Source organism: Dickeya chrysanthemi NCPPB 402, assembly GCF_000406105.1.
Lineage (GTDB): Bacteria > Pseudomonadota > Gammaproteobacteria > Enterobacterales > Enterobacteriaceae > Dickeya > Dickeya chrysanthemi.
Genome location: NZ_CM001974.1, coordinates 2755727 through 2771555, shown reverse-complemented (window position 1 = coordinate 2771555; position 15829 = coordinate 2755727). Strand labels below are relative to the sequence as shown.

At 56.9% G+C, this 15829-nt stretch carries 13 protein-coding genes and 1 pseudogene; 11 read left to right on the top strand and 3 right to left on the bottom strand.

Annotated features, from left to right (window positions below):
* The first annotated feature begins 23 nt into the window (after positions 1–23).
* Together DCH402_RS12400 and DCH402_RS12395 are read left to right on the top strand one after the other, a co-directional pair.
* On the top strand, positions 24–941 hold the full coding sequence (locus tag DCH402_RS12400) for an oxidoreductase (protein WP_040001350.1): 918 nt from the start codon (positions 24–26) through the stop codon (positions 939–941).
* A 67-nt stretch (positions 942–1008) separates the two neighbouring features.
* The gene (locus DCH402_RS12395; RefSeq protein WP_040001349.1) at positions 1009–1980 is read left to right on the top strand and encodes an SDR family NAD(P)-dependent oxidoreductase; all 972 of its coding nucleotides are present in this window, start codon (positions 1009–1011) and stop codon (positions 1978–1980) included.
* A gap of 288 nt (positions 1981–2268) precedes the next feature.
* Here the strand turns inward: DCH402_RS12395 and DCH402_RS23470 are convergent.
* Together DCH402_RS23470 and ydiK are read right to left on the bottom strand one after the other, a co-directional pair.
* Positions 2269–2430, bottom strand: a pseudogene (locus DCH402_RS23470) (IS110 family transposase); the annotation flags it as partial.
* Between the two features lie 436 nt (positions 2431–2866).
* On the bottom strand, positions 2867–3970 hold the full coding sequence (gene ydiK, locus DCH402_RS12390; protein ID WP_040001348.1) for an AI-2E family transporter YdiK: 1104 nt from the start codon (positions 3968–3970) through the stop codon (positions 2867–2869).
* A 336-nt stretch (positions 3971–4306) separates the two neighbouring features.
* Here ydiK and ydiJ point away from each other — a divergent pair, with 336 nt between their 5' ends.
* Positions 4307–7366 (top strand): D-2-hydroxyglutarate dehydrogenase YdiJ, encoded by a 3060-nt coding sequence (gene ydiJ / locus DCH402_RS12385; RefSeq protein ID WP_040001347.1) that lies wholly within the window; start codon positions 4307–4309, stop codon positions 7364–7366.
* Entirely contained in the window at positions 7366–7788 is a 423-nt protein-coding gene (locus DCH402_RS12380; protein ID WP_040001345.1) for a hotdog fold thioesterase, read from the top strand. Before ydiJ ends, DCH402_RS12380 begins: the two co-directional genes overlap by 1 nt.
* A gap of 75 nt (positions 7789–7863) precedes the next feature.
* On the opposite strand, the gene DCH402_RS12375 is transcribed toward DCH402_RS12380, so the two are convergent.
* On the bottom strand, positions 7864–8265 hold the full coding sequence (locus DCH402_RS12375) for a hypothetical protein (protein WP_040003569.1): 402 nt from the start codon (positions 8263–8265) through the stop codon (positions 7864–7866).
* 524 nt (positions 8266–8789) lie between these two features.
* On the opposite strand from DCH402_RS12375, the gene sufA reads away from it, so the two are divergent.
* The 7 genes from sufA (at position 8790) to DCH402_RS12340 (ending at position 15730) form a co-directional block, all read left to right on the top strand.
* Positions 8790–9164 (top strand): Fe-S cluster assembly scaffold SufA, encoded by a 375-nt coding sequence (sufA, locus tag DCH402_RS12370; RefSeq protein WP_040001344.1) that lies wholly within the window; start codon positions 8790–8792, stop codon positions 9162–9164.
* Between the two features lie 14 nt (positions 9165–9178).
* Complete coding sequence (sufB, locus tag DCH402_RS12365) at positions 9179–10678, top strand: Fe-S cluster assembly protein SufB (protein WP_040001343.1); 1500 nt, start codon at positions 9179–9181, stop codon at positions 10676–10678.
* Between the two features lie 87 nt (positions 10679–10765).
* Complete coding sequence (sufC, locus tag DCH402_RS12360; protein WP_040001342.1) at positions 10766–11512, top strand: Fe-S cluster assembly ATPase SufC; 747 nt, start codon at positions 10766–10768, stop codon at positions 11510–11512.
* Positions 11487–12779 carry a Fe-S cluster assembly protein SufD gene (gene sufD, locus DCH402_RS12355; RefSeq protein WP_040001341.1) on the top strand — a complete coding sequence of 431 codons (1293 nt, stop codon included), beginning with the start codon at positions 11487–11489 and terminating at the stop codon, positions 12777–12779. Before sufC ends, sufD begins: the two co-directional genes overlap by 26 nt.
* The gene (gene sufS / locus DCH402_RS12350) at positions 12776–14029 is read left to right on the top strand and encodes a cysteine desulfurase SufS (RefSeq protein ID WP_152486920.1); all 1254 of its coding nucleotides are present in this window, start codon (positions 12776–12778) and stop codon (positions 14027–14029) included. Before sufD ends, sufS begins: the two co-directional genes overlap by 4 nt.
* Positions 14030–14097: 68 nt before the next feature.
* Positions 14098–14514 (top strand): cysteine desulfuration protein SufE, encoded by a 417-nt coding sequence (gene sufE / locus DCH402_RS12345; RefSeq protein ID WP_040003567.1) that lies wholly within the window; start codon positions 14098–14100, stop codon positions 14512–14514.
* A gap of 241 nt (positions 14515–14755) precedes the next feature.
* Positions 14756–15730 carry a L,D-transpeptidase family protein gene (locus tag DCH402_RS12340; protein ID WP_040001340.1) on the top strand — a complete coding sequence of 325 codons (975 nt, stop codon included), beginning with the start codon at positions 14756–14758 and terminating at the stop codon, positions 15728–15730.
* Positions 15731–15829 lie beyond the last annotated feature (99 nt).

Here is a 15829-nt window from a genome sequence, read left to right as displayed (position 1 = left end):
AATCACTCATTAAAGGAGTTTGTATGTCAGACCACAAAGGCTTTACCGAAGTAGATGTCCCGAGTCAATCGGGCAAGTGCTTCATCGTCACAGGCGCCAATGCGGGCGTGGGGTTTGAGCTGTCCAGAGTGCTTGCTGCGCGGGGCGCGCGCGTGCTGTTGGGTTGCCGCGAAAAGGCCAAGGCAGAGGAGGCCATTGCGCGCATCAAACAACAGACGCCGAACGCCAACCTCGCCTGGTTGCCGCTGGACTTGGGCGACATCGAGAGTGTGCGTGCCGCCGTCGCGAACGCGTCGAAGGAGCCTCGCATCGATGCACTCATCAACAACGCGGGCGTCATGAACCCACCCCTGACGCGTACCAGGCAGGGATTTGAATCGCAGTTCGGGGTCAACCATCTGGGCGTGTTCGCGCTTACCTCGCTGCTGCTGCCCAAGTTAGCCGAGACGCCGGGCTCGCGCATCGTTGTTACATCCAGCATTGCGCATTTGAAGGCAAAGATCGACTGGGACGATCTCAATGCCGAGCGCAGCTACTCCAGGGGGGACCGTTATGGCGCCAGTAAGCTGGCGAATGCGCTGTTCTTCTTTGAGCTGGATCGGCGCCTGCGCGCGACTCGATCCCCCATCACGGCCATCGGTGCCCACCCCGGTGTGGCAAGCACCAGTCTGGGCAGGCATATGGGGCCCGTTCAGTTGCTCGGTCCCATCGTCGGCCTGTTGCTCAACAGTGCCGCCAAGGGCGCATGGCCGGCGTTGCTGGCCGCGACAGGCCCTGTGAAGCCAGGAGGCTATTACGGCCCGACCGGATTCGTAGGGATCAGAGGCGTCGCCGGAGAAGCCAAACGCGCACCGCAGGCTGAAGACCCGGCACTTGCCAAGCGGCTTTGGGACGTTTCCGTCGCCATGACCGGGATCGACCCCGGATTGCCGGCAGTGTGACCGCACGGCTTATCTCCACTCAAACCCACCGATCTACGGCATTGGGCAACTAACGAAGGAAACTGACATGACCGCAAAATTTGGAGCCACATCCACGACCGACGATGTGCTTGCAGGACTGGATTTGAAAGGCAAACGCGTTCTCGTCACGGGGACGTCGTCTGGTCTGGGCATCGAGACCGCTCGGGCACTCGTTGCTCACGGGGCTTATGTTGTGGGTACGGCGCGCGATCTCGACAAAGCATATGCAGCAACCGGAGCTGTACGCGCGGCGGCCGCCACGAGCGGTGGTTTCGAACTGATCGAGGTCGATCTCGGATCACTCGCGAGCGTCAGGGCTTGTACCGATACATTGCTGTCACAGGCCGAGCCGTTCGATGTCGTGATCGCGAATGCAGGCGTCATGGCAACACAGTACGGACATACGGCCGATGGCTTCGAGACTCACATTGGAACCAACCATTTAGGCCACTTTGTCCTGGTGAACCGACTCGCGCCGTGGTTGCTCGCAGGTTCGCGCGTCGTTGTGTTGTCATCCAACGCTCATCGAATGAGCGACATTGATCTGGGAGACCTGAACTTTGAGCGGCGAGCTTATAACGCGGGCGGCGCCTATGGGCAGTCGAAGACGGCTAATGCGCTTTTTGCCGTCGAGTTCGACCGCCGCCACAAGGATCGGGGCATCCGCGCTGTCGCGGTCCATCCAGGCGTGATCAATACAGGTCTCACCCGCCACGTTGATATCGAGATGCTGAAGGGCTGGATGGCAGGCATCAACGCGGCCCGTGCCCAGCAGGGCCTATTGCCGTTCGAACCGAAAACGGTTCCTCAAGGCGCGGCGACTTCGGTCTGGGCGGCTTTCACGGCCTCCAGCGATGAGATCGGCGGCAGGTACTGCGAGAATTGCCATGTCTCGATCGAGTTCAAGGCGCCGCAGGACGATGGCTTCTCGGATGGCTATCGCGCCTACGCCCTGGATGCAGCACGAGCAGCTGAACTGTGGCGCAAGAGCGAAGACCTTGTCGGCGAGCGATATTGACCAACTGGCTGACTGGGGCGCTGCGCTGTCGTTTAGTCATGCGCTCCGGCTCGTACCGATTCATTCTGAGGAGCAGATCTTGTCCAATTCATTTGGAGCACATTCCACCACCGACGAGGTTCTGGCCGGTGTCGAGCTGACCGGCAGCGCGTTCTGGTTACCGGCGTCTCATCAGGCTTGGAGCCTCAATCAGAGCATTTTGCGAATACGATTGAAAGGATGTGCGACCAATGGATCTTCGACATCTACGTTGTTATCACTCAGCAGACTATCCCTGTGCTGGAGTCATGCCCTGGGTTTCCTTATTTCTGGCGAAGGAGGACTCCAGCCAGCCGGTTGACTCAAACAGCCATAACAGGCCAGCACACAGGCATCCACTCTATCCGTCTTCGTGAGTATCCCCAGTCCCCTGGCAAACTCTCGCAACTGATGAGGGTTTATCGCGGATAGCAATGCCTGACTGATGAAGACCATAAGAGCGAAGAAGGCGGGAGACGAAAAACGGAGCAGGCGCAACGGAACGGGAAAGGGAGAAAGCAACAGATAAAAAAATGCCCACCTCAAGGATGGGCAAAGACTACACACAGCAATTCGTTACTAGCTCTGACGAGGAGAAACCTCACTGACAAACATTACGTTAACAATAGCTCCGAGTATGAATACTAGGTTTTAGCGCGAATCGAGTCATTAGGAATCATCCTAATGGTTAATTATTTTTGAATGATAGATTTGTCACGTAAGATTTTTTTTCAGTAAAAATGATCTAAATTATGATTAACTATCAAAAATTATGTATTTTGGCTGAGATGTTTCCTAAAAATATAAATTTATCTTACATATTAGGAGTGTTCCCGGTGAGAATTGCACCGGGAAATGAATGGGATAATCAGGACTTCTTGTGGTGGTGCGAAATCGTGCGGATCGGTGGCGGTTCCGGCGACTCTTTCATCCAGGCCGACAACAGACGATAAGAGACGGCCAGCACCACCGGACCGATAAACAGCCCGATCATGCCGAATGCCAGTAACCCGCCGATGACGCCGGACAGGATCAACAACATCGGCAAGTCGGCGCCCATACGAATCAGCAACGGGCGGATAATGTTATCAAGCGTGCCGACCACACAACTCCAGATCAGCAAAATGGTTCCCCAGGTGGTATCGCCGCTCCAGTAAAGCCAGATGATGGCGGGAATCAACACGGTCAGCGGCCCGAGTTGCGCCACGCAGGACAGAAACATCAGCACGGTGAGCAGTGTGGTGTAGGGAATTCCCGCCAGCGCCAGACCGATGCCGCCTAATACCGACTGCACAATAGCCGTAACCACCACGCCCAGTGCGACCGCCCGAATGGCCTGAGCCGCCAGAATGACCGCCGAATCGCCGCCCTGGCGCCCCAGCCGAATGGCAAAACGACGCACACCCAATGCGACGTGATCCCCTTTGCTGTACAGCAACACGCTGAAGAGCACCATTAGCGCACAGTGCATCAGGAAACGGCCGATGTGCGCCGCCTGAGAAACGACCCAGGATGCCGTCTGGCCGATGTAGGGCTGAATTTTAGCCATCAGCGCCGGGCCGCTGCTGTGCGCCAGCGAATGCCAACTGCTGTGCAACCTGGCGCCGACCAGCGGAATGGACTGTAGCCAGCCAAGCTCCGGCGGGCTCAATCGCCCTTGCGCACTGATCCAACTGATCAGATTGGAGGCGTTATCAATCACGCTGCTGACCAGAATTGATGTTGGGAACACAAACAGCAGAACCAGCAGCAAAGTCATCACTATTACGGCCAGAGAACGGTATCCCCAGAGCATCTGTTGCAGACGAATCAGTAACGGCCAAGTGGCGATCACCACCATGCTGGCCCAGGCGAACCCGAGGATAAAGGGTTGTACCACCCAGAAGCAGGCAATAATCAGAATGCCGATAAATAACAAACTAAACAGGATTCGTGCGAGATCGAATCGCTGTGACTGAGATTGTTTCATCAAGAGAGATTACCTCGTTAATTCAGGCGACAGGCCTAATGCAAAATGATGAAAACGTGGCCGGCCGCTACCCGGCAGGCTGATATGCAAAGGATTTAAGCCGGAATTTATCATGCGCGATTTCCGCCGGTTTGCACAGTGATTCCTGAACGGGAGACACTATTGCGCGTGTCTGACGACGCGCCTCTCCGATTGCCGCTTCTCCTAAGTTTTTCGTGATCCGTTGACGCACAGCCAGGGGAAATATGATAAAACGAAGGGGCCGCAGGTGTGCGATAGCCGCCCGACGGCATTTATTTTATTGGCAAACACCTCTCGCATGGACAGGGTCAACACATAATGATCCCACAGATCACACAAGCGCCGGGCATCGTTCAACCGGTGCTGAGCTTTTTGGAAGCCTTGAAGCAACACGGTTTTACCGGTGATATCGCCACGCAGTATGCCGATCGCCTGACAATGGCGACGGATAACAGTATCTATCAACTGCTGCCGGACGCGGTGGTCTTTCCCCGCTCGACCGCCGATGTGTCGCTGCTGGCCCGGCTGGCCGATGAGGCGCGTTTTCGCGAGCTGGTTTTCACGCCGCGCGGCGGCGGTACCGGCACCAACGGGCAAGCGCTCAATCACGGCATTGTGGTGGATATGTCCCGCCATATGAACCGTATTCTGGAAATCAATCCGGAACAAGGGTGGGTGCGGGTAGAAGCCGGGGTTATCAAGGATCAACTGAACCAGTACCTGAAGCCGTTCGGCTACTTTTTCTCGCCGGAGCTCTCCACCAGTAACCGCGCCACGCTGGGCGGCATGATCAATACCGATGCTTCGGGACAGGGGTCGCTGGTATACGGCAAAACCTCAGACCATGTGCTGGGGCTGCGCGCCGTGCTGCCTGGCGGCGAATTACTGGATACGCAGGCGATGCCGGTCGCTCTGGCGGAGCAACTGGCGCAGGAAGACTCGCCAGTCGGCCGTATTTATCACACCGTGCTGCATCGCTGCCGTGAGCGGCGTGAGCTTATCATCGACAAATTCCCCAAACTGAACCGCTTCCTGACCGGGTATGACCTGCGTCATGTGTTCAGCGATGATATGCAAACGTTTGACCTGACCCGCATTCTGACCGGCGCCGAAGGGACGCTGGCGTTCATTACCGAAGCGAAGCTGGATATCACGCCGCTACCCAAGGTGCGGCGGCTGGTCAACGTCAAATATGATTCGTTTGATTCCGCGCTGCGCAGCGCACCGTTCATGGTGGAGGCGCGGGCGCTGTCGGTGGAGACGGTCGATTCGAAGGTGCTGAATCTGGCGCGTGAAGACATCGTATGGCATTCGGTCAGCGAACTGATTACCGATGTGCCCGGTGAAGAGATGCTGGGGCTGAATATCGTCGAGTTTGCCGGTGATGACGAATCGCTGATTGATAGTCTGATTGCCTCGTTGTGTGAGCGTTTGGATGGATTGCTGGCGGCCCGCGAAGCGGGGGTGATCGGTTATCAGGTCTGTCGTGAGCTGGCGGGCATCGAACGTATTTACGGTATGCGCAAGAAAGCGGTCGGCCTGCTGGGCAACAGCAAAGGGCAGGCGAAGCCGATTCCGTTTGCCGAAGATACCTGCGTGCCGCCTCAACATTTGGCGGATTACATCGCCGAATTTCGGGCGCTGCTGGATAGCCATAATCTGAGCTACGGCATGTTTGGCCACGTGGACGCCGGCGTGCTGCACGTGCGCCCGGCGCTGGACATGTGCGATCCGCAGCAGGAAGTGCTGATGAAGCAACTTTCCGATCAGATTGTAGCGCTGACCGCCAAATACGGTGGGTTGTTATGGGGGGAACACGGCAAAGGATTCCGTGCCGAATACAGCCCGGCGTTTTTTGGGCCTGAGCTGTATGACGAGTTGCGCCGGATTAAAGCGGCGTTCGACCCGGATAACCGCCTCAATCCCGGCAAGATCTGCGCACCGCTCGGGGTGGACGCGTCGATGATGCAGGTGGATGCGGTGAAGCGCGGCACCTATGACCGACAGATTCCGCTGACGGTGCGTACCGCCTACCGCGGCGCAATGGAGTGCAACGGCAACGGTCTGTGCTTCAATTTTGATACCCACAGCCCGATGTGCCCGTCGATGAAAATCACCGGCAACCGTATCCACTCGCCCAAAGGCCGGGCCACGCTGGTGCGCGAATGGTTGCGTCTGCTGTCGGAGCAGGGGGTTGACCCGTTGGCGCTGGAGCAGGCATTGCCGCGTCAGCGCGTCAGTTTCCGCGGCTTGATCGCCAGAACCCGTAACACGCTGGCGGCGCGTCAGGGCGAGTATGACTTCTCGCATGAAGTTAAGGAGGCGATGTCCGGCTGTCTGGCCTGCAAAGCCTGTTCCACTCAGTGCCCGATCAAGATTGACGTTCCCGGTTTCCGCGCCCGTTTCCTGCAACTGTACCACACCCGCTATTTGCGGCCGGCGCGGGACTATCTGGTGGCCGGCGTGGAAAGCTACGCTCCGCTGATGGCGTACAGCCCGAAAACGTTCAACTTTTTCCTGCGCCAGCCGTGGGTGAATGCGGTCAGCCGTACAGTCATCGGTATGGTGGATTTACCGTTGCTGTCGACACCGTCGCTGCGCCAGCAATTTGTTGGTCACCGGGCGATGACCACCACGCTGGAGCAACTGGAACAGATGTCGCCGCAGGCGCGCGCCGATCACGTCCTGATCGTGCAGGATCCGTTTACCAGCTATTACGATGCGCAGGTGGTGGCCGATTTTATCCAACTGGTGGAAAAACTCGGGTTACGGCCGGTGCTGCTGCCGTTTTCGCCGAACGGCAAGCCGCAGCATATCAAAGGGTTCTTGCAGCGCTTTGCGAAAACCGCCGGCAAGACGGCGGAATTCCTCAACCGGGTAGCCCGTTTGGGGTTGCCGATGGTGGGGGTCGACCCGGCGTTGGTGCTGTGCTACCGGGATGAGTACCGGGAAGTGCTGGGCTCACAACGCGGCGACTTTCAGGTGCAACTGGTGCATGAATGGTTGACGACGCTAGTGAACGGCCGCGACGACCGTGCGCCGGCACTGCGCGACGAGCCGTGGTATCTGTTCGGTCACTGCACCGAAACCACGGCGCTGCCGGCCAGCGGGCAGCAGTGGTCGGCCATTTTCGCCCATTTCGGCGCCCGACTGGAAAATATCAGCGTCGGTTGTTGCGGTATGGCGGGGACCTATGGCCATGAAACCCGCAATCTGGCGCACTCTCAGGGGATCTACGCGCTCTCCTGGCAGCCGTCCCTGCAACGGTTGCCGCAGGCGCGCTGCCTGACCACCGGCTACTCCTGCCGCAGTCAGGTCAAGCGTATGGAAGGGCGTGGGTTGAAACATCCGTTGCAGGCGTTGCTGGAGCTGGTGTGATGCTGTGGAAACGTAACGTAGATATTGAACAGTTGAATCAGATGGCGGTCGGCGGTATGGCCGGCCATATCGGCATCCGTATGACGCGCCTGACCGATGATACGCTGGAAGGCGTGATGCCGGTGGATAGCCGCACGCGTCAGCCGTTCGGGCTGCTGCATGGCGGCGCCTCGGTGACGCTGGCGGAGTCGTTGGGGTCTATTGCCGGTTATCTGTGTTCGCAAGGCGACCAGCGGGTGGTTGGCGTGGAGATCAACGCCAACCACTTGCGCGCGGTGACGGAAGGCGAAGTCCGCGGCGTCTGTCGTGCGTTGCATACCGGCAAACGGATGCAGGTCTGGCAAATTGATATTTTTGACAGCCAGGAGCGGCTGTGTTGCACCTCGCGGCTGACCACGGCGGTGATATCGCCGGACGCCTGACGCCAGACGTTCCGGCATTTACCCCGTCCTGTCGTGCTGCCGGCCCGGCAGGACAATTCTCGTCACTGCCCGATATCAGGGGATAAACGCCACCCGCTGCATAAAATCGGTTTGGAAAGCGGTGGCTTTATCCCAGTTGCCCATCAGGGTGAACTGGGTACAAATACACCGTAGTGTCTGGCGTGCAAAGTAGTAACTTTGTACCCGGAACAGGTGGTCGCGTTCGGCATTGTTGATTTCATGAATCAGACGCTGGTGGATTTTGATCAGGCTGAACAGGTAACTGTTTTCGTCTCCCTGCTGCTGGCTCAGTTCCGCCATGTGAATGCCCGTCAGGTAGTAATGCCGCAATTCACTAATGTCACCGTCATCCCGTTCCAGCGATAACTCTGCCAGATAAAACTCCATGGCGGCATTACGTAATTGCCGCCGGTAGTCATCAATCTGTGTCTGCAACCAGGCTCTGAACGGGAACATGTCCGGCATCTCACATCTTAAATAAGAATCATTATCATATTTTTGCGCGCCTCAATGCAACGCTTCTGGCGGATATTCACCGATAAGAGGCGATCACGATCGCATTTTCTAAATGAAACGTGCTGAATTTATCGCCATACGCGTGCAGTAGAGAATTTTTGGCATGACAGGAGTGTTCAGAAAATAGGCTGATTCAGAGGTGTTATACTGATGATAAGAAAATGTTGATGGCATTAACAGGTAAAACCATAGGTATAAGTTATTAATTTTTGCTATATCAATAGTCAGTTACTCATTTTTGGGGCGGCAAACGCCGGAAACACCGGCTACGGGTGAACATATTGCCCCCTGCAACGGGAAAAGCCCCACAATCACATGGTTGATGTAGTAATAATTATCATTAACATTGTGTGAATTCTGACAGTATGGATATCCGAACCGAGCAATCAGAAGCAAACGGATGTCATGCGGTCGGTATCACAGCCTGCCGTGTGGGGGCAATAACAGCAAATGAGGTGATCCCGATGCAAACGCACGATGATGTAGACACTTTTTCACTGGACGAGCAGGTATGGCAGGGGCTGACGCTGACTGATAGCGCCGTGGCCCATATTCGTAACCTGATGCGGCGGGATGAATCGGTACAGGGCATCCGGCTGACGGTTAAGCAGTCCGGCTGTGCGGGGTTGGGTTACGTACTGGAACTGGTGCATCAGCCTGATCCTACCGATCAGATCTATCAGCGCGAAGGCGCGCGACTGTTTATTCCGCTCAAGGCGATGCCGTTTCTCGACGGTACGGAAGTGGATTTTGTCCAGGAGGGCATCAATCAGGTATTCAAATTCAACAACCCCAAAGCCCGCCATGCCTGTGGATGTGGCGAAAGTTTTGGGCTTTAAGCGGCGACACGATTATGGCGCGTAGTAATGTAGACGTATCCGACGATGTCCAGACCTGGCTTGGTGACGGCCGTTATAAAGAGGGCTTTTTCACCGAGCTGGCGATGGATCAACTGGCCCATGGCATCAATGAGGATGTCGTGCGGGCGATTTCCGCCAGACGCAATGAACCGGAGTGGATGCTGGAGTTTCGGCTCAGCGCCTATCGGGCCTGGTTGCAGATGGAGGAACCGCACTGGCTGAAAGCGCACTACGAGCATCTGAACTATCAGGATTACAGCTATTACTCGGCACCGTCATGCGGGCAGTGTGACGATAGCTGCGGTTCTCAGCCCGGCGCGCAGCAACAGCCGGCCGACGATGTCGCCCACAGTAATTACCTGACCCGCGAGGTGGAAGACGCTTTCGATAAACTGGGCGTCCCGGTACGGGAAGGCAAAGAGGTGGCGGTCGACGCCATTTTCGATTCAGTATCCGTCGCCACCACCTATCGGGATGAACTGGCGAAGCAAGGCATCATTTTCTGTTCGTTCAGCGAAGCGATTCAGTCACATCCGCAACTGGTGCGCCAGTATCTGGGCACGGTGGTGCCTGCTAACGACAATTTCTTCGCTGCGCTGAACGCCGCGGTAGCCTCGGACGGCACCTTCGTTTACATCCCGAAAGGGGTGCGCTGCCCGATGGAGCTGTCGACCTACTTTCGCATTAATGCCGCCAAAACCGGTCAGTTCGAGCGTACTATTCTGATTGCCGACGATGACAGCTACGTCAGCTATATCGAGGGGTGCTCGGCGCCGGTGCGCGACAGTTACCAGTTGCATGCGGCGGTGGTGGAAGTGATTGTCAACAAAAATGCCGAAGTGAAATATTCCACGGTGCAGAACTGGTTCTCCGGTCAGGGCAGCGAAGGCGGCATTCTCAACTTTGTGACCAAACGCGCGCTGTGCGCCGGCGATCATTCACGTATGTCCTGGACGCAGTCGGAAACCGGATCGGCCATTACCTGGAAATACCCGAGCGTGATCCTGCGCGGCGACTACTCGGTGGGCGAATTCTTTTCGGTGGCGCTGACCAGCGGCCGCCAGCAGGCGGATACCGGTACCAAGATGATCCATATCGGCAAGAACACCCGTTCGACCATCATCGCCAAGGGAATTTCCGCCGGACACAGCGAGAACACCTATCGCGGGCTGGTGAAGATCATGCCCAGCGCGACCAATGCACGCAATTTCACCCAGTGCGATTCGATGCTGATCGGCAGCGACTGCGGCGCGCACACCTTTCCCTACGTAGAAGTGAAGAATAACAGCGCGCAACTGGAACATGAGGCGACCACCTCGCGCATCGGCGAGGATCAACTGTTCTATTGCCTGCAACGCGGCATCAGTGAAGACGACGCCATCTCAATGATAGTGAACGGTTTCTGTAAAGACGTGTTCTCGGCGTTGCCGCTGGAATTCGCAGTAGAAGCCCAGAAATTGTTGTCCATCAGCCTTGAACACAGTGTGGGCTGATGTATGCGCCAACGCCACGGCATGCCACGCACCGCGACGCGGTGCCGATAATCATGAGCGTCGGTAAGACGCCGGAAGGGTAAGAGTATGTTAACGATTGAAAACTTGAACGTCAGCGTCGAAGACAAGCCGATTATCAATGGGTTGAACTTGCAGGTCAATCCGGGGGAGGTCCATGCCATTATGGGGCCGAACGGATCGGGTAAGAGCACCCTGTCCGCCACGCTGGCCGGTCGTGAGGATTATACCGTGACCGGCGGCACGCTGCGCTTCAAGGGCAAAGATCTGCTGGCGCTGTCGCCGGAGGAGCGGGCCGGCGAAGGGATTTTCATGGCGTTTCAGTACCCGGTGGAAATCCCCGGCGTCAGCAATCGCTTTTTCCTGCAGACATCGCTAAACGCCGTGCGAGCCTATCGCCAACAACCGGCGCTGGACCGGTTTGATTTTGAAGACTTCATCGAGGATAAAATCCGGCAGTTGAACATGCCGGACGACCTGCTGACGCGTTCGGTCAACGTCGGTTTTTCCGGCGGCGAGAAAAAACGTAACGACATTCTGCAAATGGCGGTGCTGGAACCCGATCTGTGCATTCTGGATGAAACCGACTCCGGGCTGGATATTGATGCGTTGAAAATCGTCTCCGGCGGCGTCAACGCGCTGCGTGATGGCAAGCGCGCTTTCATCATCGTCACCCATTACCAGCGCATTCTGGATTACATCCGCCCGGATTACGTGCATGTGCTCTATCAGGGGCGGATTGTGAAATCCGGAGATTTCTCGCTGGTGAAACAGTTGGAGGAGCAGGGCTATGGCTGGCTTACCGACCAACAGTAAAGCGCAGCAGGCGCTGCAACAGTGGCAACGCCTGTTTGATACCGCCGCGTCGCGCGCCGATGAGGCGCGGCAGCACTGGCAACAGGTAAAGCAACTGGGCATTCCTCACCGCAAGCTGGAACACTGGAAATACACCCCGCTGGAGCGGCTGCTGGCGCATGAGTTTACCTCGATAACGGCTGAAACCGAGGTCACGCCGGCACAGCGCGACGCGCTGGCGCTGCCGGTCGACGGCTGGCGGCTGGTGTTTGTCGACGGGCATTTCAGCCGTGCGCTGAGCGACGCCGACAGCGGGCCGTATCAGGTAGAGATTATCCCGTCTGTCCGGCGGCAGTCTGGTTTAGCGCCGATTCAGCCCGAGGTGTTTTTGCACCTGACGGAGAGCCTGGCGGTGGAGCAAACGCTGATTCAGGTCGGCAACGGGGTGATAGCGGAAAAACCGCTCTACCTGCTGCATATCAGCAGTGGTCAGCCGGCGGCGCTCAACACACTGCACTATCGCCACCATGCGCGTATCGGCGCAGGCGCCAGTGCGACGCTGATTGAGCATTACGCAAGCCTGGAGGGGGCCGCCCATTTTAGCGGCGCGCGCCTGACCATCGACGCCGGTGAAAACAGCGTTGTCGAGCACTACAAGCTGGGGTTTGAAGCGACTGACAGTTATCACTTTGCTCACAATGATTTACGTCTGGCCCGGGCTGCCCAACTGCACAGCCACAGTTTTCTGCTGGGCGCGGGGCTGACGCGCCATCACACCAGCGCGCAGATGAACGGTGAAGGCGCGACGCTGTCGATGAACAGCCTGATGGTGCCGACCGGCAACGAAGTATGCGATACCCGTACGTATTTGGAACACAATCAAGGGTTCGGTGAAAGCCGTCAGTTGCACAAAGCGATTGTGCGTGATCGTGCTCGCGGCGTGTTCAACGGGTTGATCAAGGTGGCTCCCGGCGCACTGAAGACGGACGGTAAGATGACCAATAACAACCTGTTGCTCGGGCGACTGGCGGAGGTGGATACCAAACCTCAGTTGGAAATCTACGCCGATGATGTGAAATGCAGCCACGGTGCGACGGTTGGGCGTATCGACGAAGATCAACTGTTTTATCTGCGGTCACGCGGTATCGGCGAGCAGGCGGCGCAACAGATGATTATCTTCGCGTTTGCGGCCGAACTGACGGAGGCGATCCGTGATGACAGGCTACGTGATGCGGTGCTGGCGCGAGTTGCCCAGCGCTTGCAGGCACTGGGAGGAGAAACAGCGTGAATGATCTCATCGATGATCATCCTGTTGATCATTATCCTATTGAGCGGGTGCGGGCGGATTTCCCGATATTGCAGCAATCGGTCAACGGGCAGCCGCTGTCCTATCTGGACAGTGCAGCCAGCGCCCAGAAGCCGCTGGCGGTTATCGATCGTGAGCGGGATTTCTACTTGCACGAATATGCCGCCGTACACCGTGGCATCCATACTTTGAGCGCCCGCGCTACCAGCGCGATGGAAGAGGTGAGGGCGCAGGTTGCCACCTTTATCCATGCCGCGTCGGCGGAAAACATCGTGTTTGTGCGCGGCACCACCGAAGCCATCAATCTGGTGGCCAACAGTTACGGCCGTATCGCGTTTCAGCCCGGTGATAACGTGGTGATCAGCGAGATGGAGCATCACGCCAACATTGTGCCCTGGCAAATGCTGGCACAGGCGCGCGGGTTGGCGCTGCGCGTTCTGCCAATCAATGACGACGGCGAATTGGACATGGCGCAACTGCCGGCATTGCTGGATGAACGCACCCGATTAGTGGCGGTCACGCAGGTTTCCAACGTGCTGGGCACCGCCAACCCGCTGGCGGAGATTATCCGTCAGGCGCATGCCTGTGGGGCGAAAGTACTGGTGGATGGCGCACAGGCGGTGATGCACCGGGCGGTGGACGTGCAGGCGCTGGATTGCGATTTCTACGCCTTTTCCGGCCATAAACTATACGGTCCTTCAGGCATTGGCGTACTGTACGGCAAAAGCGAGCTGCTGCAGGCAATGCCGCCGTGGGAAGGCGGCGGCGCCATGATCCGTGAGGTTAGTTTGACGCAAGGAACGACCTATGCCGATTCGCCGTGGCGCTTTGAAGCCGGCTCGCCGCATACCGCCGGGATTATGGGGCTGGGGGCGGCGCTGGATTATGTCTCCTCGTTGGGGATGTCGGCGATTCAGGCGTATGAAGATCGGTTGATGCGTTATGCGCTGGCGGCGCTGTCCGAGGTGCCGACGCTTAGCCTATACGGCCCGGTGCATCGCCACGGGGTGATTGCCTTTAATTTGGGGCATCACCATGCGTTTGACGTCGGCAGCTTTCTCGACCAGTACGGTATCGCCATCCGCACCGGTCACCATTGCGCGATGCCGCTGATGAGCCGTTATGGCGTGTCCAGTATGTGCCGCGCCTCACTGGCCCTCTATTCCTGTCAGGATGATATTGACCGTCTGGTCGCGGGGCTGCACCGTATACATCGTCTGTTGGGCGAGTAAGCCGACGGCAGCGAAATTATTGTTTCTGGAGCATTGTTATGGAACAAATTGTTATGGCGCAAACGGCGATGGCGCAACCGCCGGATCCACAGAAGCTGCTGCGGAATTTTTCTCGTTGCAGCAATTGGGAAGAGAAGTACCTCTATATCATTGAACTGGGCGCCAGTCTGGCACCGCTTAGCGACGTACAGCGTCAGGATGCTAATCGGGTCTCTGGCTGTCAAAGTCAGGTCTGGATTGATTTGAGTCGTGATGAACAAGGCCACATGGTGTTGTATGGCGACAGCGATGCCGCTATCGTCAAGGGATTGATTGCCATCGTTTTTAGCCTGTATCAGGGATTGTCTGCCCAAGAGATCGTCGAGCAGGACGTACGCCCTTTTTTCGCATCGCTGGCGCTAACCCAGCATCTGACGCCGTCACGGTCACAAGGGCTTGAAGCCATGCTGCGCAACGTGCGGGCGCGGGCGGCTACCTTGATATAAAACCTGCAGGGCGTGATATCTGCGCCCTGATGCGTCACATTTCAGAATCCATCCGGTGGATTTCCTGCTACCCTGCTTTTATCCTTGGCGTTTCCTAACGTTCAAGGAGATTCAACTTATTGATAAAAAACAAGAAAGAAAGTTTTCGCCAACGGCGATTCACCGGTGCCCGTGATGGTCGTAGCCGCGTGTCGCGCTTTGGCGCTCAACTGATCTTCAGTATTACAACAGGAAACCAATAATGAAACGTGCGCTTACCCTAATGGGATTATTGTTTGCCTCTTGCCTGACGGGCATGCAGCCTGCCAATGCAACGGAATATCCTCTGCCGCCTCCAGACAGTCGACTGATTGGGGAAAATATTAGCTACACGGTGCCGAATGATGGGCATCCATTGGAAACCATAGCCGCCAACTTCAAAATTGGTCTGCTTGGCATGTTAGAAGCGAATCCAGGTACTGACCCTTATCTGCCTAAGCCCGGTTCCAGCCTGACGATCCCGTTACAGATGCTGCTGCCGGATACGCCACGGGAGGGGATCGTGGTGAACCTGGCTGAATTGCGGCTTTATTACTTCCCGAAAGGGAAAAACACCGTCATCGTTTATCCGATTGGCATCGGTCAGCTTGGCCGCAACACGCCGGTAATGGTGACTCACGTGATTGAGCGGCGCCCAAATCCGACCTGGATCCCTACCGCCAATACGCGACGCCATTATAAAGCACAAGGGATCACGTTGCCGGCGGTGGTGCCGGGTGGGCCGGATAATCCGATGGGATTATTTGCGTTACGGCTGGAGAAAAGCGGCGGGGTGTACTCAATCCATGGCACGAATGCTGATTTTGGCATCGGTATGCGGGTGAGTTCCGGGTGTATCCGCTTACGTCCGGAAGATATTGAAGCGCTGTTTAATGACGTGCCGGTCGGCACCCGGGTACAAATCATCAATGAACCCATCAAGATTGCGGTGGAACCTGATGGGAAACGCTATGTGGAAGTGCATCAGCCGCTGTCGCGCACCGATAAGGATGACCCGCAAACCATGCCGATTGCGCTGAGCCAGAAGGTAAAAGCCTTTATTCACCATGATGATACCGATGCTGAGGCCGCGAATAGCGCGATTGTTCGTCGCTCCGGCATGCCGGTATTGGTGAATGTCGGGCAGAATATTCCTCATCAATCATCGCCGTTACAGCAAACGGCTGCGTCGCACTAACGACAACACCTCTGTCAGGGCGTCAATGAACGGGCGTTCTGACATATCAACTTTGCTCAGTCAGCGTGTTTGGTAAGGCGAGCGGCATGCTCAGGTGTG